This window comes from Pectobacterium parmentieri, assembly GCF_001742145.1.
GTDB classification, from domain to species: Bacteria; Pseudomonadota; Gammaproteobacteria; order Enterobacterales; family Enterobacteriaceae; genus Pectobacterium; species Pectobacterium parmentieri.
The window spans coordinates 3,022,837-3,049,671 of the sequence record NZ_CP015749.1 but is presented as its reverse complement, the minus strand read 5'-3'; the positions used below and the strand labels follow the sequence as shown (position 1 = coordinate 3,049,671).

At 51.8% G+C, this 26,835-nt stretch carries 23 protein-coding genes and 1 riboswitch; of the genes, 10 read left to right on the top strand and 13 right to left on the bottom strand.

Translation table 11 applies throughout. The annotated features are described in order from the left end of the window. Nucleotides 1–49: 49 nt before the first annotated feature. Nucleotides 50–1,303 carry an L-methionine/branched-chain amino acid transporter gene (gene yjeH, locus A8F97_RS13865; RefSeq protein ID WP_012822734.1) on the top strand — a complete coding sequence of 418 codons (1,254 nt, stop codon included), beginning with the start codon at nucleotides 50–52 and terminating at the stop codon, nucleotides 1,301–1,303. A 100-nt stretch (nucleotides 1,304–1,403) separates the two neighbouring features. Here yjeH and ubiK read toward each other — a convergent pair whose 3' ends face one another. Further along, nucleotides 1,404–1,685 (bottom strand): ubiquinone biosynthesis accessory factor UbiK, encoded by a 282-nt coding sequence (gene ubiK / locus A8F97_RS13860; RefSeq protein ID WP_012822735.1) that lies wholly within the window; start codon nucleotides 1,683–1,685, stop codon nucleotides 1,404–1,406. 186 nt (nucleotides 1,686–1,871) lie between these two features. Continuing rightward, a riboswitch (FMN riboswitch) is annotated at nucleotides 1,872–2,071 on the top strand. A 127-nt stretch (nucleotides 2,072–2,198) separates the two neighbouring features. On the opposite strand from ubiK, the gene ribB reads away from it, so the two are divergent. Continuing rightward, a complete protein-coding gene (ribB, locus tag A8F97_RS13855; RefSeq protein ID WP_012822736.1) occupies nucleotides 2,199–2,852 on the top strand; it encodes a 3,4-dihydroxy-2-butanone-4-phosphate synthase in 654 nt (217 codons plus the stop codon). Nucleotides 2,853–2,935: 83 nt separating this feature from the next. On the opposite strand, the gene tehB is transcribed toward ribB, so the two are convergent. The 3 genes from tehB to norV form a co-directional block, all read right to left on the bottom strand. Beyond that, entirely contained in the window at nucleotides 2,936–3,796 is an 861-nt protein-coding gene (gene tehB / locus A8F97_RS13850) for an SAM-dependent methyltransferase TehB (protein ID WP_012822737.1), read from the bottom strand. A 105-nt stretch (nucleotides 3,797–3,901) separates the two neighbouring features. Continuing rightward, nucleotides 3,902–5,050 (bottom strand): NADH:flavorubredoxin reductase NorW, encoded by a 1,149-nt coding sequence (gene norW / locus A8F97_RS13845; protein ID WP_012822738.1) that lies wholly within the window; start codon nucleotides 5,048–5,050, stop codon nucleotides 3,902–3,904. Nucleotides 5,051–5,060: 10 nt separating this feature from the next. Then, on the bottom strand, nucleotides 5,061–6,578 hold the full coding sequence (gene norV, locus A8F97_RS13840) for an anaerobic nitric oxide reductase flavorubredoxin (protein ID WP_014698833.1): 1,518 nt from the start codon (nucleotides 6,576–6,578) through the stop codon (nucleotides 5,061–5,063). A 167-nt stretch (nucleotides 6,579–6,745) separates the two neighbouring features. Between norV and norR the strand changes: the two genes are divergently transcribed. Further along, the gene (gene norR / locus A8F97_RS13835) at nucleotides 6,746–8,281 is read left to right on the top strand and encodes a nitric oxide reductase transcriptional regulator NorR (RefSeq protein ID WP_012822740.1); all 1,536 of its coding nucleotides are present in this window, start codon (nucleotides 6,746–6,748) and stop codon (nucleotides 8,279–8,281) included. A 50-nt stretch (nucleotides 8,282–8,331) separates the two neighbouring features. On the opposite strand, the gene fumA is transcribed toward norR, so the two are convergent. Then, nucleotides 8,332–9,975 (bottom strand): class I fumarate hydratase FumA, encoded by a 1,644-nt coding sequence (gene fumA / locus A8F97_RS13830; RefSeq protein ID WP_012822741.1) that lies wholly within the window; start codon nucleotides 9,973–9,975, stop codon nucleotides 8,332–8,334. A gap of 485 nt (nucleotides 9,976–10,460) precedes the next feature. Next, nucleotides 10,461–11,339: a LysR family transcriptional regulator gene (locus tag A8F97_RS13825; protein WP_025919875.1), complete on the bottom strand. Its 879-nt coding sequence runs from the start codon at nucleotides 11,337–11,339 to the stop codon at nucleotides 10,461–10,463. A 404-nt stretch (nucleotides 11,340–11,743) separates the two neighbouring features. Between A8F97_RS13825 and A8F97_RS13820 the strand changes: the two genes are divergently transcribed. After that, complete coding sequence (locus A8F97_RS13820; protein ID WP_012822743.1) at nucleotides 11,744–12,214, top strand: multidrug/biocide efflux PACE transporter; 471 nt, start codon at nucleotides 11,744–11,746, stop codon at nucleotides 12,212–12,214. 9 nt (nucleotides 12,215–12,223) lie between these two features. On the opposite strand, the gene A8F97_RS13815 is transcribed toward A8F97_RS13820, so the two are convergent. Next, the gene (locus tag A8F97_RS13815; RefSeq protein ID WP_033071948.1) at nucleotides 12,224–12,886 is read right to left on the bottom strand and encodes a DNA-3-methyladenine glycosylase family protein; all 663 of its coding nucleotides are present in this window, start codon (nucleotides 12,884–12,886) and stop codon (nucleotides 12,224–12,226) included. Between the two features lie 223 nt (nucleotides 12,887–13,109). Between A8F97_RS13815 and ada the strand changes: the two genes are divergently transcribed. Both ada and alkB read left to right on the top strand, forming a co-directional pair. Then, on the top strand, nucleotides 13,110–14,189 hold the full coding sequence (gene ada / locus A8F97_RS13810; RefSeq protein WP_033070972.1) for a bifunctional DNA-binding transcriptional regulator/O6-methylguanine-DNA methyltransferase Ada: 1,080 nt from the start codon (nucleotides 13,110–13,112) through the stop codon (nucleotides 14,187–14,189). A gap of 31 nt (nucleotides 14,190–14,220) precedes the next feature. Next, a complete protein-coding gene (alkB, locus tag A8F97_RS13805) occupies nucleotides 14,221–14,877 on the top strand; it encodes a DNA oxidative demethylase AlkB (protein WP_033070973.1) in 657 nt (218 codons plus the stop codon). An 80-nt stretch (nucleotides 14,878–14,957) separates the two neighbouring features. Here alkB and A8F97_RS13800 read toward each other — a convergent pair whose 3' ends face one another. The 6 genes from A8F97_RS13800 to A8F97_RS13775 form a co-directional block, all read right to left on the bottom strand. After that, nucleotides 14,958–16,487: an FAD-dependent oxidoreductase gene (locus A8F97_RS13800; RefSeq protein WP_025919879.1), complete on the bottom strand. Its 1,530-nt coding sequence runs from the start codon at nucleotides 16,485–16,487 to the stop codon at nucleotides 14,958–14,960. A 41-nt stretch (nucleotides 16,488–16,528) separates the two neighbouring features. Further along, complete coding sequence (locus A8F97_RS13795) at nucleotides 16,529–16,876, bottom strand: FMN-binding protein (RefSeq protein ID WP_033071949.1); 348 nt, start codon at nucleotides 16,874–16,876, stop codon at nucleotides 16,529–16,531. Nucleotides 16,877–16,941: 65 nt separating this feature from the next. Further along, nucleotides 16,942–18,318: an MFS transporter gene (locus A8F97_RS13790; RefSeq protein WP_033070974.1), complete on the bottom strand. Its 1,377-nt coding sequence runs from the start codon at nucleotides 18,316–18,318 to the stop codon at nucleotides 16,942–16,944. Then, nucleotides 18,319–19,281, bottom strand: coding sequence for a cytochrome c nitrite reductase subunit NrfD (gene nrfD / locus A8F97_RS13785; RefSeq protein WP_014698840.1), 963 nt, complete (start codon nucleotides 19,279–19,281; stop codon nucleotides 18,319–18,321). Next, nucleotides 19,274–19,972 carry a 4Fe-4S dicluster domain-containing protein gene (locus tag A8F97_RS13780; protein ID WP_014698841.1) on the bottom strand — a complete coding sequence of 233 codons (699 nt, stop codon included), beginning with the start codon at nucleotides 19,970–19,972 and terminating at the stop codon, nucleotides 19,274–19,276. The genes nrfD and A8F97_RS13780 overlap by 8 nt, the downstream gene beginning before the upstream one ends. A 509-nt stretch (nucleotides 19,973–20,481) precedes the next feature. Beyond that, the gene (locus A8F97_RS13775; protein WP_033070975.1) at nucleotides 20,482–21,447 is read right to left on the bottom strand and encodes an alpha/beta hydrolase; all 966 of its coding nucleotides are present in this window, start codon (nucleotides 21,445–21,447) and stop codon (nucleotides 20,482–20,484) included. A gap of 276 nt (nucleotides 21,448–21,723) precedes the next feature. On the opposite strand from A8F97_RS13775, the gene A8F97_RS13770 reads away from it, so the two are divergent. From A8F97_RS13770 to A8F97_RS13755, 4 genes are all read left to right on the top strand, one after another. Beyond that, entirely contained in the window at nucleotides 21,724–22,623 is a 900-nt protein-coding gene (locus A8F97_RS13770; RefSeq protein WP_012822753.1) for a LysR family transcriptional regulator, read from the top strand. 171 nt (nucleotides 22,624–22,794) lie between these two features. Continuing rightward, nucleotides 22,795–24,009: a D-mannonate dehydratase ManD gene (gene manD / locus A8F97_RS13765; protein WP_012822754.1), complete on the top strand. Its 1,215-nt coding sequence runs from the start codon at nucleotides 22,795–22,797 to the stop codon at nucleotides 24,007–24,009. A gap of 29 nt (nucleotides 24,010–24,038) precedes the next feature. Beyond that, nucleotides 24,039–25,061: a Zn-dependent oxidoreductase gene (locus A8F97_RS13760; RefSeq protein WP_033070976.1), complete on the top strand. Its 1,023-nt coding sequence runs from the start codon at nucleotides 24,039–24,041 to the stop codon at nucleotides 25,059–25,061. Between the two features lie 334 nt (nucleotides 25,062–25,395). Next, nucleotides 25,396–26,769, top strand: a complete 1,374-nt coding sequence (locus A8F97_RS13755; protein ID WP_033070977.1) for an MFS transporter — start codon at nucleotides 25,396–25,398, stop codon at nucleotides 26,767–26,769. Nucleotides 26,770–26,835: the final 66 nt, after the last annotated feature.

Sequence of the window (26,835 nt, the reverse complement as noted above, 5' to 3'; positions counted from 1 at the left end):
ATCCTTCGATCCGGCAGTAGTGTAAAAAGTAAGAAAAGGGTGACATGTTGTGAGTGAAGCAAAAGGATTAAAACAAGAGCTTGGTCTGATTCAAGGCGTTGGGTTGCTTTCTACCTCGCTATTGGGGACCGGGGTATTTGCGGTTCCTGCGCTGGTCGCGCAGTTGGCACAGCAAGACAGCCTGTGGGCCTGGCCGATTTTGATCCTGTTTGTTTTCCCTATTGCCATTGGTTTCGCTGCGCTGGGGCAACATTTTCCTAATGCGGGCGGTGCCGCGCACTTTGTTAATTTGGCCTTCGGGCCGCGAATGGCACGTGTAACCGGCTGGCTCTTCCTTTCCGTTATCCCTCTTGGGCTACCTGCAGCCTTGCAGATTGCTGCCGGGTTTTGGCAGGCGGCATTTGGCTGGAACGAATTGGGGCTGCTCTGCGTACAGTTACTGACGCTGGGCGGTATCTGGCTGCTTGGCCTGCGCAGTGCTGGATCGAGTGCCAACATTCAGATCGTCATTGCGATGCTCGTGGTGGGATTGGTCGCCGCGATCTGGTGGCAGGGGGAAATCACGCCTGCGCATATCCCTTGGCCGTCAGTGAATGAATTGTCATGGTCTAACACCTTCGGCGCGTTGGCGGTCATGTTTTGGTGCTTCGTTGGGCTTGAGGCTTTTGCGCATATGGCGACGGAGTTTCGGGTGCCGGAGCGTGATTTTCCACGGGCTTTACTCATCGGCATGCTGGTCGCAGGGGCGGTTTATTGGGGATGCACGGTAGCCGTACTGCATTTTAAGGCTTATGGGGAAGGGATTGCTGCAACGGCATCATTGCCGGGGATCGTCGTGCAATTGTTTGGTCAGCACGCGCTGTGGATCGCCTGCTTTGTCGGGTATCTGGCCTGTTTTGCCAGCGTGAATATCTACACGCAGGGTTTTGCCCGTTTAGTCTGGTCGCAGGCACCGAAAGGCAGTGCATTGGCTAAGCTGTCCGCAGGGCAGGCACCAGTGAATGCCCTGTCGGTTGTGGTGATCTGCTGTCTGGTGTGTTGCCTGTTGATTTACTGGCTCAGGTTACCGTTGGATATGCTGATTGTGTACGCGAACGGCATTTTTGTACTGATCTATCTGCTGTGTATGCTAGCGGGATGGCGTTTGCTGCAAGGAAAGGCCAGAGTGATGGCTGTAATCGGAGGCATGCTCTGCTGTGCGCTGTTGCTGATGATCGGCTGGAAATCGCTGTATGCGTTAATCACGCTGGCCGTACTGTGGCTGTTTTTGCCGCGCAGGCACGTTGAACTGGTTTCTCACTGAGTCCTTTCTTCTGACATTCTGCGGTGTGAAATTTGTCTGCCGCTATTGCCGCGCCTGGAATTGAGCAGCGCCCTGAAGAGGGCGCTGCATCGGGTGACGATTAATCGTTTTCCGCTACGGTGGCAGGCTTTTCTTCCGCAGACAACTTCGCTTCCAACTCGGTCAGACGCTGTTCCAGACGGGCAATCTTCTCGCGAGTGCGGAGCAGAACCTGCGTCTGAATATCGAACTCTTCACGGTTCACCAAATCCAGTCGGGTCAGTTGTGCTTGCAAGACCTGACGAACCTTCTTCTCCACATCATCACCCAATTCCCGGATACCTTTTGGCATGGATTCATGCACTTGACGGGCGATTTGCTCAATCTTCTTTGGGTCAATCATGTCGCTTTCCTGATTAGGTTATGTAAGTAAATACTATAGCAAGAGCAAGTGTAATGGCTATAAATGAAATCCGACATCTGCTTTGCACATATTCAGCATAATTTTACTGTATTCCAGCATACGTTTTGCCCTATTTCCTGTAGCGGATCAATTGCCCTATCGAGGTATTAGCGTTATAGTAAATCTGCTTATTCTCAGGGCGGGGTGTAATTCCCCACCGGCGGTAAACCAGTGAACGTATGAACGAATAAGGTTCTGCGCACTGGAAGCCCGCGAGCGCTTACGTTGTGTTTTCCGGTTTTTATTGCCAGTTTAGCAACGTGAGGTCAGCAGATCCGGTGTAATTCCGGAGCCGACGGTTAGAGTCCGGATGGGAGAGAGTAACGGTATCTGTCGGGCTATATGCCCGCTCGCGTTATTTTTGTTAGCCATTACTATGCAACCAGTGGTAGTGGTTACTCCTCAAGCTCGCCCTGATTCTGGTAATTCATAATAACATTGAGGTTTTTTACCATGAATCAGACATTACTTTCTGAATTTGGCAATCCTACCGAACGCGTAGAACGCGCACTTGATGCATTGCGTCATGGCCGCGGTGTGCTGGTGCTGGATGATGAAGATCGTGAAAACGAAGGTGATATGATCTTCTCCGCTGAAAACATGACCGTTGAACAAATGGCGCTGACGATCCGTCACGGCAGTGGCATTGTGTGCCTGTGCCTGACGGAAGAGCGTCGCCAGCAGTTGGACTTGCCGATGATGGTGGAGAAGAATTCCAGCCATTACCAAACGGCGTTCACCGTAACCATCGAAGCCGCCGAAGGCGTGACGACGGGGGTTTCCGCTGGAGATCGCTTGACCACCATTCGTGCTGCGATTGCGGATAATGCGAAGCCGAGCGATCTGAATCGCCCTGGTCATGTGTTCCCGTTGCGCGCCCAGCCGGGTGGCGTATTAACGCGCGGTGGTCACACGGAAGCAACGGTTGATCTGATGACGCTGGCGGGCCTGAAGCCGTCTGGCGTACTGTGTGAACTGACGAACGATGATGGCTCAATGGCGCACGCGCCGGAAGTGATCGCGTTTGCCAAACAGCACGACATGCTGGTGCTGACGATCGAAGATCTGGTCGCTTACCGCATTGCGGCAGAGCGCAAAGCTAGCTGATTTTTGCGGAAATCATGTAGACAAAAGGGCCGATTAATCGGCCCTTTTGTTTTATGACTGATGCTATAACAACTCACCGGTGCTTAGGGTTTTCTTGCCAGCAGCGTCGCGAAACGTAGCTTGATGCGATTACCCTGCGCATCTGTCTTGTGTAGTTCGCCCATGTCCTCGTTGTATTTAAGGATTTCCCAATCGGCGTAATAGTTCTTCAACTCGTCTTCTTTAAAGGTAAACGAGAAGGGCATCGGGCACGGACAATCTTCCGTCGACATCGCGGCGATAATCAGGTTATAGCCGCCATCAACCGTGCTGTCTTGCATATTGCTGATGATGTGCGGAATACGGTCGCGTTCCAGGAACATCAATACGACGGTCGACAGGATGAAGTCGTATTGCTCTTTGATTTCTGCCAGATTGATGTTGTAAACGCCCGCCCGGATGTTATCCAGTGCTTCGCTCTTGATAATGTTATTCAGCGAATCAATGCTTTGCTCGTGTTTATCACAGGCGGTCACATCAAATCCGCGCAGGTTCAGATACAGCGAGTTACGCCCGCCGCCACAGCCTAAATCCAGCGTTTTGCCTGGCTTGATGTGCTGCACTGCGTTGATTACTTCGGAATGGGTACGCGTCAGGCCGTATTTTTTATGGTAGAAATCTTCCGCCGAACAGAAAAAGCTAAGCTGACACTCAAGATCGTCAGAGAACGATACGATGCGGTGCCACGCCTGTGGCTCCACAAACGGCGGCTGGTTCTGCTCGGTGAAGTGGAATGTCTCCAGCGTATCACCATCTTCGGTCAGCATAGAAAAGGTCATTTCCCCTTTCAGCACGGTCAGTTTTGCCCAGGTACCTTCCTGCGTGTTGTGCTTTTCCTGAAACGCGGCAGGCAGCGTCTGGCTGTTCCACTGTGGCATCTTCTTATAACAAATGAGATCTTGCATCGTTACCTCGGTCCGTAAATTCTAAAAGCGATAGCCGTATTCTATTAATCCACACGCTAGCTGACCAGAAATATGTATTTTAAATGCATTATTTATTTTTCCGCGTCAGGCTGTGGTTGAACTTATCGTGGAAAGCTGTCGCAGCAGCGGAAATGCCTCTTTCATCCGCTCACCGCCGACCACAAAGGCACGCAGCCTTTGTTGGTCATCCAGCGCTTTTGCCACCATCCCCTGCTCGTTCCATTCCTGCTGCCAGTGCAAATCGTCGCCAGTGGTATCGCCAGCCATCTGTAGAGGGAACAGCGGCGTCTTGATTTTAACCAGCATCGGTGGCAGCGTCAGCGCTTCGCTGGCACCTAGTAGGTTTTTCGCCAGCGTGATAGCGCTGAGTTGAATCGGTTGCAGGAAAGGCAGCAGCTTACCGCCAATTTCCGCACAGTCACCCAGCGCATAAATCTGCGGATCGGTGGTCTGCAACTGTGCATTGGTCTGGATGCCTTTCCGCACCGCCAAATCTGCCGCTTTCGCCAGTTGCATATTGGCCTGCAAACCGATTGCAGAGATGATCTCGTCCACTTCGACCGTGCGACCATCGGTAAATATCGCCTGCACACCAGTTTCGGTTTTTTCCAGTTGCTGCACCGTCGTATTCAACTGCAGTGAAACGCCTTGCTGCGTCAGGGTGAATTGCAGGCGTGCGCTGACTTCAGGCGGCATCAATGCGGACAGAATGTTACTGGCGCAGTCAACCAGTGTGACCCGCTTTCCGGCGCGACTCAAATCCATCGCCAGTTCAGTGCCGATGAGCCCGGCACCGAGCACCAGCACGCGTTCGGCCTGCCAGAGTCGAGTTTCGTGGATGCGGTATTCCTGCTGGCTATTGAGCGTCAGCATGTGTTCGCGCCCCGGAATCAGTGGCACGATGGCGCTGGCCCCGGTCGCGAATACCAGCTTGTGGTAATCGTAACGATCTGTGCCGCAGACGACTTGCTGTGCATGGCGATCAATCGCGGTAACGCGCGTATTAGCCAGCAGCGTAATACGGTTTTCTTCGGCAAACGCGGTGGCGTGCATTTTGGTCAGATCGTCGGCGTGCTGTTGCAGGCTCATCACATGGCTTAAATCCGGTTTGTTGTACTCATCGCCGCTGTCGGCGGCGATCAGGCGGATAGGGCTGTGAGCATCCAGTTTACGCAACTGCCGGATGAGTTGGCGGGCGGCAAAGCCCGCGCCAATAATCACGATATCTTTCATCCTCCTCTCCTTAGCGAATCGGATTGAAAACGTCTTTACCCAGTCCACATTCCGGGCAGAGGAAGCTGTCGGGTACGTCAGACCACATGGTGCCAGGCGTGACATCCTGCATTGGCTCGCCGAGTGCCGGATCGTAGATCCACTGGCATACGCTGCACTGCATACAGCCGCTTTCTGACGTGGCTGCTGGCTGTGCTGTTGATGATGGCGCAGCCACTTCACTACAGCCACAAGCGCTTTCGGCAGGGGCGCTCACAGCGGCTGCGGTTTGCGGTGCGGCGACCTGTTTTGTGGGGGAAATGACGCGACGGGCAGGCGTATCATCCAGCGGATGCAGCGCCCACTGGCGGGCAATTTCGCGGCCGTGTTCGCGGCAAATTTCCAGCGCTGAGCCGTCAGGACGCCACTTGGTTTTCAGCGCCAGTGTAGTTTCAAAACCGGCGTCCATCAGACGGGTTTGAACGCGGTCTACCGCACCGCCGTTCCAGCCGTAGCTACCGAACGCCGAAGCTTTCTTGTTTTGGAAACGCAGGCCGGTGATCTCTTCCAGCATGGCAGCGACCTTTGGCATCATCACGTTATTCATGGTGGATGAACCGACGAGCACACCTTTCGAGCGGAAGACCTGCGTCAGAATCTCGTTCTTGTCGTGGCGGGCGACGTTATAGATTTTTACTGCAACGCCGGGGTCGACATCGTTGATACCTTGCGCAATAGCGTCGGCCATCATGCGGGTGTTATTGGACATGGTGTCGTAAAACAGCGTGATGCGATCTTCCTGATAGCTGTCTGCCCACTTCAGATACAGATGGATGATCTGGGCAGGGTCGTCACGCCATACCACGCCGTGTGAGGTGGCAACCATCGACAGTGGCAGGTTGAAGCCCAGCACTTCGTGGATCTTGGCGGTTACCAGACGGCTGAACGGCGTCAAGATATTGGCGAAATAGCGCTGGCACTGTTCGAACAGTTCGGTTTGATCCACCTCGTCATTAAACAGGTGCTCATCGCAGTAGTGCTGGCCGAATGCATCGTTGCTGAACAGCACGGCATCCTCGGTCATGTAGGTCATCATGCTGTCCGGCCAGTGCAGCATCGGTGTTTCGATAAAGATCAACTGCTTGCCGTTGCCAATATCCAGCGTGTCACCGGTTTTGACCGTGTGGAAATTCCACTCAGGATGGTGGTGATGGCCGGTAATGGAATCGATCGCGTTGTAGGTGCAGTAAATTGGCGTGTTGGGAATACGCGCCATCAGTTCGCTCAGCGCCCCGGCGTGATCCTCTTCGGCATGGTTGATCACGATATAATCAATCGTGTTCAGATCCACTTCCGCCATCAGATTCTGCACAAATTCACGGCTGAATTTGTGATCGACGGTATCGATCAGTACGGTTTTCTCTTCGCGGATCAGGTAGCTGTTATAGCTGCTGCCTTGCAACGTTTTGTATTCCGTGCCGTGAAAATCACGGACTTCCCAGTCGCGTTGTCCAACCCAGTGGATGTTGTTCTTAACGTGAATCGTCATGTTCTGAAACCTCAATAATCATATGCGGGAAAATATGTTGTAGAGATTGCAGGAAGCGTGCCAGTTTTTACTATGTTGATTTATAACGATTTAATAAATAATGATTGTCAAAATGACATTCTTTATCTATTGTCTTAATGACACAGGCAATGTCATTAGGACACACCATGACGCTTTCCATTAACGCTCTTGCCCGCATCGCTATCGAACTGCAAATGGGGTTGTCGAATCAGGATCGTTTTCAGCGTTTGATCAACAGCCTGCGCCAACTGTTGCGCTGCGATGCGTCGGCGCTGCTGCGTTACGAAAATCAGCTATTCCGCCCGCTGGCGATCGATGGTCTGGCACCGGACGTGCTGGGGCGACGCTTTCGCCTGTCCGATCATCCTCGGTTAGAGGCGATTGCTCGTGCCGGTGACGTGGTGCGTTTTCCGGCGGACAGCCACCTTCCCGATCCGTATGACGGTCTGATCCCCAGCCAAGAGGATCTTAAGGTACACGCCTGCGTTGGCCTGCCGCTATTTGCCAATCAGAACCTGATCGGTGCGCTGACCGTGGACGGCATGGACCCGTGTCAGTTCGATCATTTTAGCGATGAAGAACTGCGGCTGGTAGGAGCGATGGCGGCGGCGGCGCTGAGCAATGCGCTGCTGATGGAGCGTCTTGAGCGGCAGTTGCCCGCGCCGGTACGCGCTGAAAGCCCAGCGGCGGAAAGCGTGGAGGAAATGGTTGGCCTGTCGGAGCCGATGCAGCGGTTGAAGAAAGAAGTGAATATCGTCGCAGGTTCCGATCTGAATGTGCTGATCATGGGGGAAACTGGCGTCGGTAAAGAGTTGGTGGCGCGGGCGATCCATCATGGCTCCAGTCGCGCGAATCATCCTTTGGTCTATCTAAACTGCGCTGCGCTGCCCGAATCGGTGGCCGAGAGTGAACTGTTTGGTCATGTGAAAGGGGCGTTTACCGGTGCGATTCACCATCGAACCGGTAAGTTTGAAATGGCGGATAACGGCACGCTGTTTCTGGATGAGATTGGCGAGCTGTCGTTAACGCTACAGGCGAAGCTGCTACGCGTCTTGCAGTACGGCGATCTACAGCGCGTGGGGGATGACAGCAGCCTGAAAGTGAATGTGCGCGTGCTGGCGGCGACCAACCGAGACCTGCGGCAAGCGGTATTGGATGGCGCTTTCCGCGCCGATTTATTCCACCGGTTGAGCGTGTTCCCGCTGTCTGTACCACCGCTGCGTGAGCGCAGTCAGGATGTGGCGCTGCTGGCAGGTTTCTTCTGTGAACGTAGCCGCGTGCAGTTGGGATTAGTGCGTTTGGCGCTGACTGCAGAAGCGGGCGCGCTGCTGGAGCGGTACGATTGGCCGGGGAATGTACGTGAACTGGAACATTCCATTTACCGCGCCACCGTACTGGCGAGAGCGGGACAGGAATCGGGCGAGGTGCTTTTAGGCCCTGAGCATTTTAATCTCGAACTGCCCTCCCAGCCGGTTTATTCAATAGCATCGTCGAATGCTATTGAGACAGTGCCCGCGTATTTCATCAGCGGTGGCCTGAGGGAGGCAACGGATGATTATCAGCGTCGGATTATCCAACAAACGTTGGCACGCCACCAAGGCAACTGGTCATCCTGCGCCAGAGAATTGGAAATGGACGGCGGAAACCTGCATCGTCTGGCGAAGCGACTGGGCATCAAATAAAAAACGCCCCGATGGTCGGGGCGTTGGTATATGAACATGCTATGGCTTGTTTAGCCACATTTCACGCACGTGGCGCTCTGAATCACCTGGAAGAAATCGTTGCCTTTATCATCGACCAGAATAAAAGCAGGGAAATCTTCGACTTCGATTTTCCAGATGGCTTCCATTCCCAGCTCCGGATATTCCACGCAGGTCAGGCTCTTGATGCTGTTCTGCGCCAGAATCGCTGCCGGGCCGCCGATGCTGCCGAGGTAGAAACCGCCGTGTTTATGGCACGCGTCGGTCACCTGTTGGCTGCGGTTGCCTTTCGCCAGCATGACCATGCTGCCGCCGTTAGCTTGCAGCAAATCAACGTAGGAATCCATGCGGCCTGCGGTGGTTGGGCCTAATGAACCCGATGGGTAACCTTCCGGCGTTTTCGCCGGGCCGGCGTAGTAGATCGGGTGATCTTTGATGTACTGCGGCAGGCCTTCGCCGTTATCCAGACGCTCCTTCAACTTGGCGTGAGCAATATCACGGCCCACGATGATGGTGCCCGTCAGGGAAAGGCGGGTAGATACCGGATACTGCGATAGCGTCTTCAGGATCTCGGCCATCGGGCGGTTCAGATCGATTTTAACCGCATCGCCTTCGCCCGTTTCACGCAGGTGCTCAGGAATATATTTGCCCGGATTCTGCTCTAACTGCTCCAGCCAGACGCCTTTGCGGTTGATCTTGCCTTTGATGTTGCGGTCAGCGGAACAGGACACGCCCATGCCGACCGGACACGATGCGCCGTGGCGCGGCAGGCGGATAATCCGCACGTCATGCGCGAAATATTTACCGCCGAACTGCGCGCCCAGACCCAGATCGCGCGCCGCTTCCAGAATTTCCTGTTCCAGTGCCACATCGCGGAACGCCTGGCCGTGTTCATTACCTTCCGTTGGCAGTTCGTCGTAGTACTTGGTCGAAGCCAGCTTCACCGTTTTCAACGTGGTTTCCGCCGAAGTGCCACCAATGACAAACGCGATGTGGTACGGCGGGCAGGCCGCAGTGCCCAGTGAACGCATTTTCTCGATCAGGAAGCTCTTCAATTTACCCGGCGTCAGCAGCGCTTTGGTTTCCTGATACAGGTAGGTTTTGTTGGCAGAACCGCCGCCTTTGGTGACGAACAGGAATTTATAGTCTTCGCCCTCGGTGCTGTAAAGATCAATCTGCGCGGGCAGGTTGGTGCCAGTATTGACCTCTTTATACATATCCAACGCGGCGTTTTGTGAGTAACGCAGGTTGTCTTCAATGAACGTGTTGTATACGCCCTTGGACAGCGCTTCGGCATCGTTGCTGCCAGTCCAGACGTTCTGACCTTTTTTACCCACGATGATTGCCGTACCGGTATCCTGACAGGTCGGCAGGATGCCCTTGGCGGAAATTTCGGAGTTGCGCAGGAATTGCAGAGCAACGTATTTATCGTTTTCGCTCGCTTCCGGGTCGTGAAGAATATCGGCAACTTGCTGCTGGTGAGCGGGGCGGAGCATGAAAGACGCATCGTGGAAGGCTTGTTGGGCAAGAAGGGTCAACGCCGCTGGCTCGACTTTCAGGATGTCCTGACCTTCAAATTGCGCGACAGAGACAAAATCGCTGCTCAGCAGGCGATATTCGGTGTCATCTTTACTTAGTGGAAAAGGATCTTGGTAATAGAAGGGTTTATTCGACATTTTTTTCTCACTTGCAATGGCATTAATTAATAAATTCCGACCTTTATAGGATTCAACGTCTTATTATTAAGGTAAGGCGTATTACGCAGCACGACAGGAATGTCTCGAATACAAAAGTAGTAATCACCATAATAGTATGGTTTTTTGTCGGGAAGTACCACTTTGGTACATCACAATAATAATGATGTGACGGGTTATTTTTTCCCTGAGGCGGAGATGCCGAACGGCGGCACAGCACAGGTTTCCTGCGTGTGGGGATACAGGAAACAATACGAGAGTGAGCGTGAAAATATTCCTCTTTTAATTGGCTTAATTAAGTTAAGTAAACGGTTAAATTAAAAACAATAACCATTTAAACTTTAATGCTATTAACTGGCGATATAAAGGAACCGTTATCGGCTTTTTATCTCATCGCTAAAAAGCAGGCTCATCATAAAAGCCACTGCGGTGTGGCTCGTATGATTACTGCTGTGACTTTCCCCGCGCTACGACGGTGTACTCTCTTGCTGAGCAAGGAGATTGTCGATCATCCACAGCCCAGCAGGACCGGGTGGATGGGGTTTAGACCAGACGACATCGACGTCAATCCACTGTGGCCAGCCTGCAACGGGCAGTTCTACCAGTTTTTGTCGGTCATATTGTGCCACCAGCCAGCGCGGTAGAATGCTCCAGCCGTGCCCCTGCTGCGCCATTTCCAATAGCATAAGGTAGGACGGCGCAGACCAGACGATCCCTTCCGGCTGCGGCCGGTCACTGCGTTTATAGGTATTGAGATAAAGCTGACGGATCGTCGCGAGTTGACTACGGGTGACGGTTTTCTCAGTCGCGAGTGGATGGGCGGCTGACACGAAGACGGCCATTTCGGTCTTAACCTGCAAACGTGCGGCGGCGATATCGGGCGGGTAATCCGTTTGGGCGCGCAGTAGCCCGACATGTGCGCGATCCATCTGTAGTAGATCGATGACGTCATCGCCTTCCGCAACCAGACATTCAAATTCAATATCGGGAAAGTTGTGTGCAAAACGCTGAATCACGGGTTCGTAATGGGTGGCCTGCCAGATATCGGACAGTACAAACGTCAGACGGGGTTCGATATGGTCGGCCAAACGGATCGCCAGCTCATCCAGCTCCTCACTGGCGGATAAGATGGCCTGTACGTGAGAAAGCACTTTTCTACCCGCCAGCGTCAGAACGGGCTGGTGACCGGATCGATCAAATAGCGTCAGCCCCAGATCGGTTTCCAAATTCGCTATCGCGGCGCTGATGGTGGACTGGCTTTTATGTAATCGTCGAGCGGCGGCAGAAAACGAGCCTGCATCAACGGTGGTGATAAAAGCCAGCAAGGATTCTGGTGAATACCGCATCTTTATCTATACCCTAAATAATTCGAGTTTCAGGACAAAAACGGCAAGGCGTTTTTGAACAGCGCTTGCGCTGACCCCGGAGGGGGAGGCCGTAAGGCCGAATAACGCGGCGACGCAGTGAATCCCCAGGAGCTTACATCAGTAAGTGACTGGGGTGAGCGAGGACAAATCGGCTAAGCCGATTTGAACGCCGCTAGCGGCGGCCCTCCAGGGCGAGGCTCAGAATGAGCCGAGTATTGCCAACGCACATGCAACTTGAAGTATGACGAGTATATCGCTTTTATCGATGGAATCTAACTGTACTCTACCATCTTATGCGATGAAAATAAGGCCGTAATACGATGCCATCCATGGTCATGGCGAAAATTGACCAGTAACATGCAGTAAATAAAAGTGAATGTGCTATGCAAAATAAAACCAGCAAAACCATACGTGAACGTTTGTACCATGCGGTGGGCTTTGAGCTGATTGCGTTGATGATCTGTGCGCCAGCGGGTGCCTGGCTGCTCAATAAGCCGCTCTTCGATATGGGGGCACTAGCCATTATGCTGTCCAGTGTCGCGATGATCTGGAATATGATCTACAACTCGATATTCGATCGCTTATGGCCTGCGGATCGCGTTAAACGTCGGTTGCCGATCCGCGTCGCACATGCGCTGGGGTTTGAAGGCGGCTTTATCCTGATTGGTCTGCCGCTGGCGGCGTGGATGCTGAATATCACGCTGTGGCAGGCGTTGATGGTGGAGATCGGCTTCTTCCTGTTCTTCCTGCCTTACACTGTGGCGTATAACTGGGCCTACGATACATTGCGGGAACGCATTATGAACCGCCGTCGCGACGTTCGTCAGGTGTCGGCGAACTCCCGTCTGCGTTAACCCTACGCGTTACCGGTGTGTCAGCTTAAAGCGCTGATACGCCGGTAGCTCAAGCGATCGCCATAAATACCATGACGCTACCGTGCGGTAAGGCTGACATTGCAGACTAAACGCCTGCAAATCGCGTGGTTTCGGCATGTCTGGTAAATCGTAGACGTAGCGCAATCCCTGACGAATGCCCAAATCGTCGAGCGGCATGATGTCGGTGCGTTCCAGCGAATAAATCAAAAACATTTCTACCGTCCAGCGCCCGATTCCCTTGAGCGAGGTGAGTTGCTGGATAAGCGTATCATCATCCCTCTCTGCGGCCTGTTCGAGGCTCGGCACCAGCCCGCTGAGAGCACCCTGTGCGATGCCATGTAGCGTATCCGCTTTGCGGGCTGAAAAGCCGCACTGCCGCAGTGTGTCGGTGGAGCAGGCCAGCATCTGTTCCGGGCTGGGAAAGACATCATCATGTACCCGCAAGAGTTTTGCGACCATCGCATCTCCGGCGCGGGTTGTCAGTTGCTGATAGGCAACGGCACGCATCAGCGCCTCATAAGGTTCTCGGTGTGGCGCGGTCTGATGGCGACAGTCGCCGATCTGTTCGATCACGCTGGCCCAGCGTGTATTGATGGCGCTGAGATGTGTTTTGGCGTGCTGCATCAAATCTGACGGCGAGTGGGATGGCATAAACGGCTTCCGTTGTGAGAACGCAAAGGACAGGAAACGAGCATAGGTGATTGCCGTGCGGCGCGCCATCTGGGAAGCACTGTTGGTATGAAAAAGAAAATCCGAATGAAAAAGCAAGAGTTGAACGTGTGTGTAGGGTGGCTTTGGTTTAGCGTTAGCTCATGACGTGACTTTCAGTAATAGTAAGATTGGCAGCCATACTGAATGGGAATGAGGTGCACAAATGCGTAACGACACGATGCTTAACGATACGCCATTTCAGGATGCTGATTCGCGCTGGCAGGCGGTGGTTACGCGCAATAAGGCGGCTAATGGTTGTTTTATTTATGCGGTGAAAACGACGGGGATTTACTGTTCTCCATCCTGTGCATCACGCCAGCCTCGGCGTGAAAATGTGGTGTTCTTCGCGACGGCTGATGAAGCACAAGCGGCGGGTTTCCGCCCGTGTAAACGGTGTCGCCAGGGGATGCTTTCGCGACAGGAACAGCAGACACAGCAGATTGCCCGCGCCTGCCGGATGATAGAGCAGTCGGATCGTCCGCCGACGCTGGCGATGTTGGCTCAAGCCGTCGGGATAAGCGCTTTCCATTTTCATCGCGTGTTCAAAACCACAACGGGTCTGACGCCAAAACAGTATGCCAGCGCCCATCGTCACCGGCAGTTACGTGAACAATTGGTCGATAATGATGAGGTGACCGCGGCGATTGCTGCGGCCGGTTATGACGCCAGCGGGCGCTTTTATGCTGAAGCTGGTACGCATTTAGGGATGACGCCGACGGCGTTTCAGCACAAGGGAAAAGGGATGACGATCCACTTTGCCGTTGGCTGCTGCTCACTTGGTGAGATTTTGGTGGCGGAAAGCGAGAAAGGGATCTGTGCGATCCTGCTGGGAGACGAACCTGAACCTCTGCTCAACTCGCTTCAGGAGATGTTTGCTAATGCGCATTTGGTCGGTGGTGATGCGGCGTTTGAACAACGGATGGCGCAGGTTGTCGGATTTGTCGACGATTCGACCATCGGGCTGACGCTGCCGCTTGATATTCGCGGTACGGCATTCCAGCGGCGTGTTTGGCAAGCACTGCGGGCGATCCCGACAGGAGAAACGCTGAGCTACAGTGAAGTTGCTCATCGGATTGGAACGCCCGCTGCCGTTCGCGCTGTCGCGGGTGCCTGTGCGGCGAACCGGCTGGCGGTTGTGATCCCTTGTCATCGTGTGGTGCGGCATGATGGGACGCTGTCCGGCTATCGCTGGGGTATTGAGCGTAAGCGTGCTCTATTGAAGAGGGAACAGGGGAAAGAGTAGATGGTGTGCATCAGTCAGAGGAATCGTCACTGTGAATTTTGATTTATTTGCCGATGAAGCACCGCGTCGCTGGACGGAAACGCTGGCACCGGGTGCGCTCATCCTGCGTGGTCGCGCTTATGATGATGCGTCAGCGCTGCTTGCGGCACTGAAAACCGTCATTGCGCGTGCACCGCTGCGTAATATGGTCACACCGGGCGGCTTTGTGATGTCGGTGGCGATGAGTAACTGCGGTCGGCTCGGCTGGGTGACGGATGAGTGCGGCTATCGCTACACTTCACACGATCCGCTGAACGGGGAAGCGTGGCCTGCGATGCCGGAGGTCTTTTCCCGACTGGCGCAGCAGGCGGCAAGTGAAGCCGGTTTTGCGGCTTTTGAACCGGATGCTTGCCTGATCAACCGCTATGACGTTGGTACGCGTATGTCTCTGCATCAGGATAAAAACGAACGGGATTTTCGTCAGCCAATTGTGTCCGTCTCGCTGGGGCTGAGCGCGACGTTCCTGTTTGGTGGCATGGCGCGTAGCGATAGAGCACAACGTGTTCCGCTGACACACGGCGATGTGGTGGTCTGGGGCGGCGAATCGCGGCTCTATTTTCACGGTATTCTGCCGCTGAAAAATGGCAGCGTGCCGCAAGGCATGACTGATGAATGCCGTTTTAATCTGACGTTTCGTAAAGCGGGATAAGGGAAACCACAGAGATGTTTTCCCTGTGGTTCCCCTGTGTCCCTCGATGCTCAAACGGTCTTAGACTTAAGCGCTGCCGCTTATTTCTTGCCGAACTTCATATAATCGAGTGCGCTTTCTGCCGCGATACGACCGGAGTTGAGCGCAAAGCCAAACGTGCCGCCGCCTAACAGCAGATCATAGGTATCGCCATACATTCCGGCAGCATCATTACCCGTGACGTACAGGCCCGGAATAACCTCACCGGATTTATCTATCGCCTGCATTTTCTCGTCGATCTTCACGCCGCCGAGTGTACCCAGCGCGGCGGGCTGCATTCTCACAGCATAGAATGGACCGGTTTTTATCGGGCGCAGGTAATCCATGTTTTTGTTGAACACCTCATCCCGTTTTTGCGTCGCAAATGTGTTGTTTTCTTCCAACGTATGCTTCAGCACGCTGGCATCAACGCCCATCTCTTTTGCCAGCCCGTCAACGGTGGCAGATTTGAAGACGAAGCCGCGATTTTTCTGGCTTTCTTTCGTAAATTCGCTATCGAATTTTGTCAGCTTGGTGTTGGCGATCACCCATTCGCCAATCGGCACGTCAATGCCGTCTTCAACGTAATGCTTACGGGAGGTTTCGTCAAAAATGGAGTACATGATGCCGCCCGCTTTTGACAGCGCGTTGCCGGAGTGTGGCCAGATAATGACGTTGGATTCATCGGTAAAGCGGCGGCCGTGTTGATCAACCCACAGATAAGGCTGACGCGCGGCGGCCAGCAGGTGAGAGTTAGGGGCGTAGTCTGGCAGGCCGGGGCGATACGCTTGCAGCAGACCCAGACCGTCCGGTTTTGCACCAGCTTTCCAGGCCATATTGATCCCGTCGCCGTCTTTACCGACGTTACCAACCATAATGGTGTCGGGGAAAGCGGCATATTTTTGCAGCATCTCTTTATTGTTGGCATAGCCGCCAGTGGCGATGATGACGGCCTTGGCGTCGATCTGGAAGGTGTTGCCGTCGCTATCTTGTGCGATGACGCCCGTCACTTTGCCGTCTTTCACGACCAGATCTTTACCCGCCGTTTTCACCAGCGTGGTGACATCCATACTTTTAAACTGCTCGTGGAATGTCTTGATCAGGTGGCGTCCGTGGCCGGGGCCGTCAATCACATGCCAGGTCAACATACCGCCGGGGCCGCCGGGGCCGATGTATTCAAATTTGATGCCTTTCGATTTCACCCACTCAATCGTGTCCGCTGAGCGGTTCACGAAGGCGCGCACCACGAAGGGATTTGCCATCCAGTGGCTGTACTCCATGATGGTCTTAAAGGCCATATCAGGCGTCACCACAATCCCCTGACGTTTCTGCATGCTGCTGTTGGCGGCGAAGATACCTTCGGCAAAGTTACCCGTGCCGCCGACAATCGGTTGTTTTTCCAGTAAGACGATTTTCGCCCCTTTTTCTGCGGAGGCCATGGTTGCCGAGGTGCCTGCCGCGCCTGCACCGATAATAACGATGTCGGCACTTTTCGGGATTTCCGGCTTTGCTGCGTCCGCCGCCTGTGCGGTAGACCAGCCCATCATCGAGAGACAGAGCGTCGCGAGTACACTTTTTCTGAAGCGTTTCATGATGTTTTCCTTGATGTTATTGATATTCTTACAACACGGTATTAATTCGCCTTAGCCTGCGAGTACGCATCTTCCGACGCTTCTTTCACTGCCTCGCTGGTCATCGTGGCACCGGACACCCCATCAACCTGTATGCTTTGCTTTTCGGTCATGGCTTTTGCGAGTTCGATTGCCGCTTCCCCGCCGACTTCGGGGGTCTCTTCCGGGGCATCAATCGTTGATTTGAGGACTTTCCCTTTCGCATCGATATCAAGCGTAACGGTGACATCCCCGCCGATGCCTTGTCTGGCAGCGGAATAAGTGCCCGCTTTAAAATTCCCTTCTTGTGCAACGGCGGTTCCGATTACGAATAACAAGCAAAGCGGAAGAATTCCTGAGCATATTTTCATATCAATAGTTCCATGCGTTTTTGAATGAATACGGTGAATAACCACGTTATTTCCCATAAATAAAGCTATCTCCCATGAATAAAGTGACAACCGTCGTCGTTATTGAGGGGCCTGAATATCAGGCAGCAAACCGGTAAGCCAATGCCGAGTAATAAAAACAACAGGCTGAAAGGGTTAAGATTGAAGAAGACTTCAAACTGAGAGAGAAAGCGTAAGATTGGAAATGTCAGCGTCATGCTGAGCATGACGGAAAGTAATTGGCTAATGGTTAACAGGTTATTACCGCTATGGTATGTGCTGTCGCTCAGATTACTGAAGGCCAGCGTGCTTTCGGCTGAATATAAGGTCGAAATCAGCACGCCTAACAGCATGGCGATAATGCTAATGAGGTGAATCGATCTCTCTTGCACGGCGACACTCAGCGCGAGAACGCATAGCGACGTTACGCTGGTCGTCAGCATCAACAGCCGCCGATAGCCGATACGCTTGACTAGTGGCTCGAACAGCAGCTTTGACAGCAGTGCACCACTGGAAAAGAGCAGCAGAATCAGGCTGGTTTCTGCGGGTTGACAGGCCAGCGTCGTTTGCAGCATGAGTGAGAGTACGACGGGTGTTGATGCCAGTAGCGTGCGCGTCGCGATGCCGCCAATAACGCCGACAGAAAAGGTTCTGATACCAAACAGGGCGCGCGGAAATAATACGGTCTCTGCAATGAGATGCTGTCGGTAGTAAAGAAAAAACAAACCCAATGTGCTACAAGACAGAAATAACATGACGAACGTTGGCAATATATTTTTCGTGGCGCTGGTGAGTATGAAAGCGACGAGAAATAACATCAAAATGGGAAAGGCGACTTCGTAGGCACCCGTGCGTGACGCTTCTTTAATTGTCGAAGCAGGAATATATTTTGTCGCCAGAAAAAAGCAGACGAAAGCCAGCGGAATATTCACGATGAAAATAGCCTGCCAAGAGAGAAAGCTAACCAGAATATTACCGAACACTGGGCCCAGCAGAGTGCCAAGTAATCCCAACAAGGTTACCCGATTAAGAAAGCGTAATTTCAGACTTTGCGGCGTAGTACGCAATACCACGGTTCTGATGATGGGCAGCATGAGCGCACCACCGATGCCCTGAATAAAGCGGTAAATGCTTAAGCTGCCGAGCGTGGTGGCTGTCATACACAGCAGCGATCCGAGTGTGAAAATGGCAATCGCGATCTGGTAGGTTTTTCTTTCTCCGAGTCGTTCCGCCAGCCAGCTATTGGCCGGCGTAAACGCGACGACCGTGACAATGTAAGAAATTACGATCGTTTCCATATGCAGTACCGGCTGGTGCAGCGACTGCGCGATAGCCGGAATAGCGATATACACCATGGTGGTATCCAGGGATTGCATGAAAAAGGTGGTTGAGGCAATCCAGAATAAGACCCATGACGTATTCATTTAAGCCACCGTCATTTGTCCGGCATAAAGCACGAACAGTCGTAGCAGGAACACGCCGAACAGGCTCATGACGGCTAAGATAATCACTTGCCCTTTGCCAGAATGAGCAGATGGTTTGCGTACCCGATTGACAATAGAAGGGATCACAATGCCGATGCCGATAATGCCAATCCAAAATACGTTGCCCCAGAATCCTGACAGTGCGGTCTGAGCGGCGATAACTTTTTGCCCACCGCCAAGCAGCAGCCCGACAAAAAACGCCAGCAGCAGGAACAGTTCGGCATATACCACCGGAGTTTCTACACGATGGATGAAATGCAGGGAGAGTGAATTCCCTGAGGTATGACGCCCCCATGCGCTGGCCAGCAGCATGACGGCAATACCGGAGGTGGTGCCGGATACCAGAAACAGGACGGGCAGGACGGGATTGTTCAGTAACGGGAATGATTTCAGCGCGGACAGCAGAAAGCCGGTATAGCAACCGAGCAGGACTGCCAGTACCAGCAGCAGATTTTCAATCACCGCGGCATTTTTAACGATAATCGCCGCCAGCTTACGTGCTCGCACAGCCAGCGCGGGGCGGTGCCAGACGGTCTCAAGCTGAGTCAGCCATACGTCATGATAAAGCGTGATGAGCCATAACAGCATCACGATGAAATACACCTGAAAGAGCATCACCCCAAGCGACATGATGGAGGTGGGATTGTAAAAGACCATCAAATACCAAAAGGTCAGCGGTTTAGTCAGATGAAAAATCAGGATCACCAGCCCGAAGATCACGGCAAGCGGTGCCACGATGGCGGTGGCTTTGATCATGCGATTACTGCCGTTATATTCGATGGGGACGTAGTGCCTGAGCAGCAGGGACAGCGATACCATCCCCGCTGAAATGCCGACCAGAAGAAGATAAACGGCGATGGGCCAATCCCATACCAGCGTGTCAAACGTGAAGGCATTATGCATTGTCGATTACCCCTCGTTTTCCAGGAATACGATAGAGTTGAGGCTCGGTACCCAGATAAACCTTGGAACGGTAGGTCGCGTTGCTCTCGATCATCTTGGCAATGTTGCTCTCAGGATCGTTGAGGTCGCCAAATACCAAGGCTTTGGTGGGGCAAATCTCGACGCAAGCGGGCTGTTTCCCGGCGGCCAGATTGGATTCGCGACAAAAATTGCATTTATCTGCCGTTTTCGTGACGGGGTTGATGAAGCGCACATGATAAGGGCACGCGGCAATGCAGTAGCGGCAGCCTACGCACCGTTTATCGTTGACGTCGACAATGCCAGTGAGCGCATCTTTGAAGGACGCGCCCGTTGGACAGACGGCAACGCAGGGCGGATTCTCACAGTGCTGGCAGGACTTACGGAAAAATTGCTTGATGGCACGCGTTTTCTCGACGGCGGGAATATCGACGGTTTGCAGTATGTCCAGCCGGGCTACGCCATCAGGGACGTTATTCGTCTCTTTGCAGGCCTTGATACAGGCTTTGCATCCAATACAACGCATTTCGTTATGTAATAAACCATATTTAACGGCTAATTTACCCTGCGTTTTTTCTGGCTCATTTTGCGCGTGTGCGAGACCGATATTTCCACTAACGGCAATCGCACTTCCCATATAGGCAATAAAACGACGGCGAGATAATTCTTCCATATTATAAATCTTCACGTTGGGGTGAAAGTTGCGTGAGCACCCAATTTTTCATGGATGTTATTAATCCAGCAATAGCGCTAATATTTCGCGCTATTGACGCTAATAGAAAAACAGTGGTCGATCATTACGATGAAAGTAATAAATAGGCCATGTTGTTATTGTGGTTTTATTGGAACATGGCAATAAAAGGCTAAATGTGACTAAGTGCACATTTGTTTTTTTGCAGAATCGTATATGACAAATATGGATTTGTTATAAGTGAGTTTTAATTTTTTCTATTCTTCTCATTTATTTAAGAAATTGTGTTCCTATTATATAGATGTACGCTGTTTTTTTCATTCTCGTGATAAAAGTGAATAATTGATGTGTGTCAGATTACTGGCTTTTTATGTGAGGAGTGTAGGGGAAGATAAATGGATGATGGCCTTTTTTGTAACAAATAAAAAACGTTAGTACTTACTTAGCACTAACGTTTATGTAGTATGAGTCATTAAGAATGCAGATTGATGTCAGGGTTTTAGGTGTTTATCAAGAAAGCGGACGGTAATTTGCATGATTGCCGGTTGTAGCCAGTGTGGCCCACCGTGCTCTGCGCCGTTAACGCTGTAATAGGTCGATTCGATATTTTTCGCTATCAGAGCCTGATGCAGTCGTTCGGTCTGGCGTGGAGAAACTATCGTATCGTTCGTACCATGCATGATCAGGAACGGAGGCGTTGTGCTGTTGATAAAGTTAATCGGGTTTGCGGCCGCTGCTTTGTCTGGATAACGGGTGATTGCGCCTCCTTCATTAAACACCGCAGTGCCGTTGACCCAGATAGCTTCAGTTGCAGAAGGCGACGCGTGTTTCTGCACGACATCGTCAGGGAAGCCTTCACCAACGAGCGTCAGATCGGATAATCCATAGAAGTCGATCACGGCCTGGACATCACTGCTTTGGTCAAGATGCTCGCCTTTATCGTAGGTTTTTGAGCCATTGCTCGTCCCGGCAAACGCCGCCAGATAGCCGCCTGCCGAGGAACCGAAAACAGCAGCGTGTTGACCATCAATACCGAATCTTTTCGCGTTTGCCCGCAGATAACGAATGGCGGATTTTACATCTTCCAGCGGCGAGGGGAAAAGTACGGTAGGGGCGACACGGTATTCCATACTGGCAACCACATAGCCCGCTTCAGCAATGCTCAGGCGCTGTTGCAGATAATTATCTTTATTGGCGTTAATAAAGCCGCCGCCGGTAATGAATAACACAACGGGAAGTGCTGTCTTCGCTTCAGGCTGAAGAATATCCATTTTTAATGCAACATTTGGATAGCCCCGCATTGATACCTGAGAATAAACGACGTCAGAGATTAACTTCACCGATGTGATTTCCTGCTTTACGGTGATGTCATGTTGATTCTGTGCCGCATTGATTGCTGTCGCGCTCATCATTGCCAAGGTTGCCAATCCTATTTTTGTTGCTTTCGAATAATCCATATCTTAAGTCCTTTTGTTAGGGGGATGTAAATTTTTTCGGTTTGTAAGAGGTAATGTCATATTTGTAAAAATAATATTAAAAAATCTTTAATATTATGGGTGGCAGTCTTAAGTGAATAAATCATTTCCTCATTGATAATAAGTTGACTATATCTGCCATTAACGTTATTTCTCATTAATTAAATGTGGCTCTAATCACATTTGATTATTTACAATTCCTTATAATTGCTATTGTGGCTAATTATAAACGAGACAGTTAATGCGTAATATAAAACAATGTTCAGCATAAAGCGTGTGATTTATTATCAGGAACTCATCCGGGTCGGGAGTTTCACCAAGGCGGCAAAGGCGCTGAATATTTCTCAGGCTTTTTTGTCACAGGAGATCGCACGCCTGGAGAGTGAAACGGAAAGAAAGCTGATCAACAGAACCACCCGACAGTTTTCTCTGACGCCATTTGGGAAGATCTTTGCTGACAAAATTCAGGGGATGATTAAAGAACACTATGAGTTGGAGCAGTTTGTCAGTAGCTATGAGGAAAGCTCGGATGGTGCGTTACTGGTTGGTGTGATCCCGATTTTTAATCGTCTGGCGCACTACAATGTGTTTAACCTATTTCAGAAAGCCTACCCCAATATAGATATCTCTTTCATCGATGGCGTAAGCACCGATTTACTGGAAAGGGTACGCAATGGTGATATCCACCTGTCTTTTTCGACGCCTTTTGATGAGTACCTAAGCGATCCTTTATTTCACCACACCATTTGCCAGATTGATGACATGGTGGCGGTTATGGCGACGTCGCATCCTCTGGCATCGAAGAGCACGCTAAGCCTGCCGCAACTGGTAAAAGAAAAGCTGATCGTGCCGCAGAAAGGAACGGGGGAGCATGCCGCCGTTTCTGAGTCTTTCACCAGACAGGGCATCAACCCCAGTTATTTCCGCGAATGCAGCAACATGGACATCATTATGGATCTGGTGATGAACCTGTCCGGCGTGGTCTTCCTCTGTTCGTCTGTCGCCAAAAGCCTGACGGCTTACGACGTCGCCGTGATCCCGCTAGAAGAGCAGTTGAAAAGAACCTTCGCTATTAGTTACCTGAAGCGCAGCGTGAATATTCCCATGGTGCGTCTGTTTCTGAATTTTCTGCAAGATTACCGCGAGCCCGATCGGTAGCGCATTTTACTCCCCCCTGACTCATTCAAGTTCCTCTTCCCCACCATTCACGGGTTTTAGATAAATATTGCAAATGTGAATAAATGTGAGGCAATTCAAATTATCGCTATTAATATACTTGTATGGTAGTCAGCATTAACGAATGGCTATATGCACAGAAGGATAAGTAACGTGAAGATTGTCAGCGCTGAAGTGTTTGTCACCTGCCCGGGGCGGAACTTCGTCACCCTGAAGATTACGACAGATAGCGGATTAACCGGTCTTGGTGATGCGACGCTCAACGGGCGTGAACTGCCGGTCGCCTCTTACCTCAAGGATCATGTGTGCCCGCAGCTTATCGGCCGTGACGCACACCAGATTGAAGACATTTGGCAGTATTTCTACAAAGGCGCGTACTGGCGTCGTGGGCCAGTAACCATGTCTGCGATTTCGGCCGTCGATACTGCACTGTGGGACATTAAGGCTAAAGCTGCGAATATGCCGCTTTACCAACTGCTGGGCGGTGCGTCGCGCACGGGGGTGATGGTGTATTGCCACACGACGGGCCACTCGATTGATGAAGTGCTGGATGATTACGCCAAGCATCGCGATCAGGGCTATAAAGCGATTCGCGTGCAGTGTGGCGTGCCGGGCATGAAAACCACCTACGGCATGGCGAAAGGCAAAGGGCTGGCCTATGAGCCCGCGACGAAAGGCAACTGGCCGGAAGAGCAACTGTGGTCCACGGAAAAATACCTCGATTTCACGCCGAAGCTGTTTGAAGCGGTACGCGATAAGTTTGGTTTCAACGAACATTTGTTGCACGACATGCACCACCGTCTGACGCCGATTGAAGCGGCGCGCTTTGGCAAAAGCGTTGAAGATTATCGTCTATTCTGGATGGAAGACCCGACACCTGCGGAAAATCAGGAGTGCTTCCGTCTAATTCGTCAGCACACCGTCACGCCGATTGCAGTCGGTGAAGTCTTTAACAGCATTTGGGATTGCAAACAACTGATTGAAGAGCAGCTCATTGACTACATCCGTACCACGATTACCCACGCGGGTGGGATTACTGGTATGCGTCGCATCGCCGACTTTGCATCGCTCTATCAGGTGCGCACCGGTTCGCATGGGCCGTCGGATTTGTCGCCTGTCTGCATGGCGGCGGCGCTACATTTTGATCTCTGGGTGCCAAACTTCGGTGTGCAGGAATACATGGGCTATTCGGAGCAAATGCTGGAAGTGTTCCCACATAGCTGGACATTCGATAACGGCTATATGCACCCAGGCGAAAAACCGGGATTAGGCATTGAGTTCGATGAAAAGCTGGCGGCCAAATATCCCTATGACCCTGCGTACCTGCCGGTCGCCCGTCTGGAAGATGGCACGTTGTGGAACTGGTAAGAGTGGAATAGGTAATCAGAGGCCAAAACATGAAAAGCATTGTAATACAGCAGCCGAATACGCTGGTGATTGAAGAACGCCCGATTCCGCAACCAGCGGCAGGCGAAGTTCGGGTGAAGGTAAAGCTGGCGGGCATCTGTGGTTCGGACAGCCACATCTATCGCGGACATAACCCCTTTGCCAAGTACCCGCGTGTGATTGGACATGAATTCTTTGGTGTGATTGAAGCCGTTGGTGACGGCGTGGAGGGATCCCGACTGGGCGAGCGCGTCTCAGTCGATCCGGTGGTGAGCTGCGGCCACTGCTACCCGTGTTCAATCGGCAAGCCGAACGTCTGTACCTCGCTGGTGGTGCTGGGCGTACATCGTGACGGCGGGTTCAGCGAGTACGCTGCCGTACCGGCGAAGAATGCACACGCCATTCCTGATGAAATCCCCGATGAGTTCGCCGTGATGGTGGAGCCTTTCACGATATCCGCCAACGTGACTGCACAGGTGAAACCGACAGAGCAGGATGTCGCCCTGATTTACGGCGCGGGGCCGATGGGGTTGACCTCGGTTCAGGCACTGAAAGGCGTGTTCAACGTGAAGGAAGTGATCGTCGTGGATCGCATTCCTGAACGTCTGGAGATGGCATTGCGCAGCGGGGCAGACAGAGTCATCAACAACGCATCGCTGTCATTAAAAGAGGAACTGGAAGCGCTGAATATCAAGCCTACGCTGATTATTGACGCCGCCTGCCATCCGTCTATTTTGCAGGAGGCGATTACGATTGCCTCTCCGGCGGCGCGTATCGCCATCATGGGCTTTTCCAGCGAACCTTGTCAGGTCAGCCAGCAGGGAATCACCAGCAAAGAGCTCTCTATTTTCTCATCACGCTTGAATGCTAATAAATTCCCTATCGTGATTGAGTGGCTGAAAGAGAAACGTATCAACCCGGCAAAATTGATTACCCACCGGTTTGATTATCAGCAGGTCACTCAGGCGATTGAGGTCTTTGAAAAAGATCAAAAACGCTGCTGCAAAGTATTACTGACCTTTAATGAAATATAACGGGCTATTGGCAATAGGGTCTATATAAAAGGGAAACACACTATCGATTACAGAAAATTATAATTATTCCTTTTAATTAATTATTTCTCTCTTAATCACTCCAGGCCATAAAAACGGGCTGGAGTGGATTGCGACACCATGATGAACGGTAATTTCATTTACTGTTATTTATCCCCTAAATAATTCGAGTTGCATGACAGAATGTTAGCATTTTGAACAACGCTGGCGTTGGCCCGCTAGGGCGAGGCTTAGAGATAAGCCGAGTATTACCAATGCACATGTAGCTTGAAGTATGACGGATATACCATAATTAAAAAACGTCGAGAGTATATATATGAATAAGCATAAGATAGCATCTGGACAAGGTAAACCTGCAAGAAGTACCTCTGACTTAATTAAAGCGGCGGTGTCCGGTTGGCTGGGCACCGCATTGGAATTCATGGATTTCCAACTGTATTCGCTCGGAGCGGCATTAGTCTTCCATGAAATATTCTTCCCTGAGCAATCGGCGGCAATGGCGTTGATTCTGGCAATGGGCACCTATGGTGCAGGCTATATTGCGCGTATTGTCGGTGCCTTTATTTTTGGCCGTATGGGTGATTCCATCGGTAGAAAGAAAGTGCTCTTTATTACCATCACCATGATGGGGATCTGTACTACCTTAATCGGCGTCCTACCGACCTATGCACAGATTGGTATTTTCGCGCCGATCTTGCTGGTGACCTTGCGTATTGTGCAGGGACTGGGGGCGGGCGCAGAAATTTCCGGTGCAGGCACCATGCTGGCTGAATACGCGCCAAAAGGGAAACGCGGGATTATTTCCTCACTGGTTGCGATGGGAACTAACTGCGGCACGCTTAGCGCCACGGCTATCTGGGCCGTTATGTTTTTCACCCTTGAAAGAGAAGAGTTACTGGCGTGGGGCTGGCGTGTCCCGTTCCTGGCCAGCGTAGTCGTGATGATATTTGCGATCTGGCTGCGTATGAACCTGAAAGAAAGCCCGGTCTTTGAGAAAGTCAGTAATGATGTTTCCGGGACTGAAGAACCGTCCTCTGCTCTGGTCGTTGAACAAAGCGAGCAAAAATCCGTATTGTCGATGTTCAAAGGCAAAGCGTTTTGGCTGGCCGTCGGGTTGCGTTTCGGTCAGGCAGGGAATTCAGGATTAATCCAGACCTTCCTTGCTGGATATTTGGTTCAAACGCTGTTGTTCGAGAAGTATATTCCGACAGATGCGCTGATGATCAGTTCTATTATCGGTTTCATCACTATTCCATTCTTAGGATGGCTCTCAGATAAGATCGGTCGTCGCGTGCCTTATATTATTCTGAATATTTCGGCGATATTGTTAGCCTACCCAATGCTCTCTCTTATCGTTGATAAAGAGAATAGCGTGAATGTCATTATCGTCAGCATTATCATTATTCATAACTTCGCGGTGCTGGGACTCTTTGCGCTGGAAAATATCACCCTGGCGGAAATGTTCGGCGGACGTAGCCGGTTTACGCAAATGGCGATTGCTAAAGAAACCGGTGGTTTGGTTGCCGTTGGTTTTGGTCCGGTATTAGCCGGTATTTTCTGCAACATGACTGGTTCCTGGTGGCCGATTGTCGTGATGTTGATTGTCTATTCACTGATTGGTCTATTCGCGGCTATCAGCATGCCGGAAGTCAAAGATCGCGATTTAGATGAATTAGACGACGCTGCATAACGTTCAGCTTGCCATTATTCGAGTTGCAGATAAGTCGATCTTTCTGCAACTCGAATTATTTAGAGT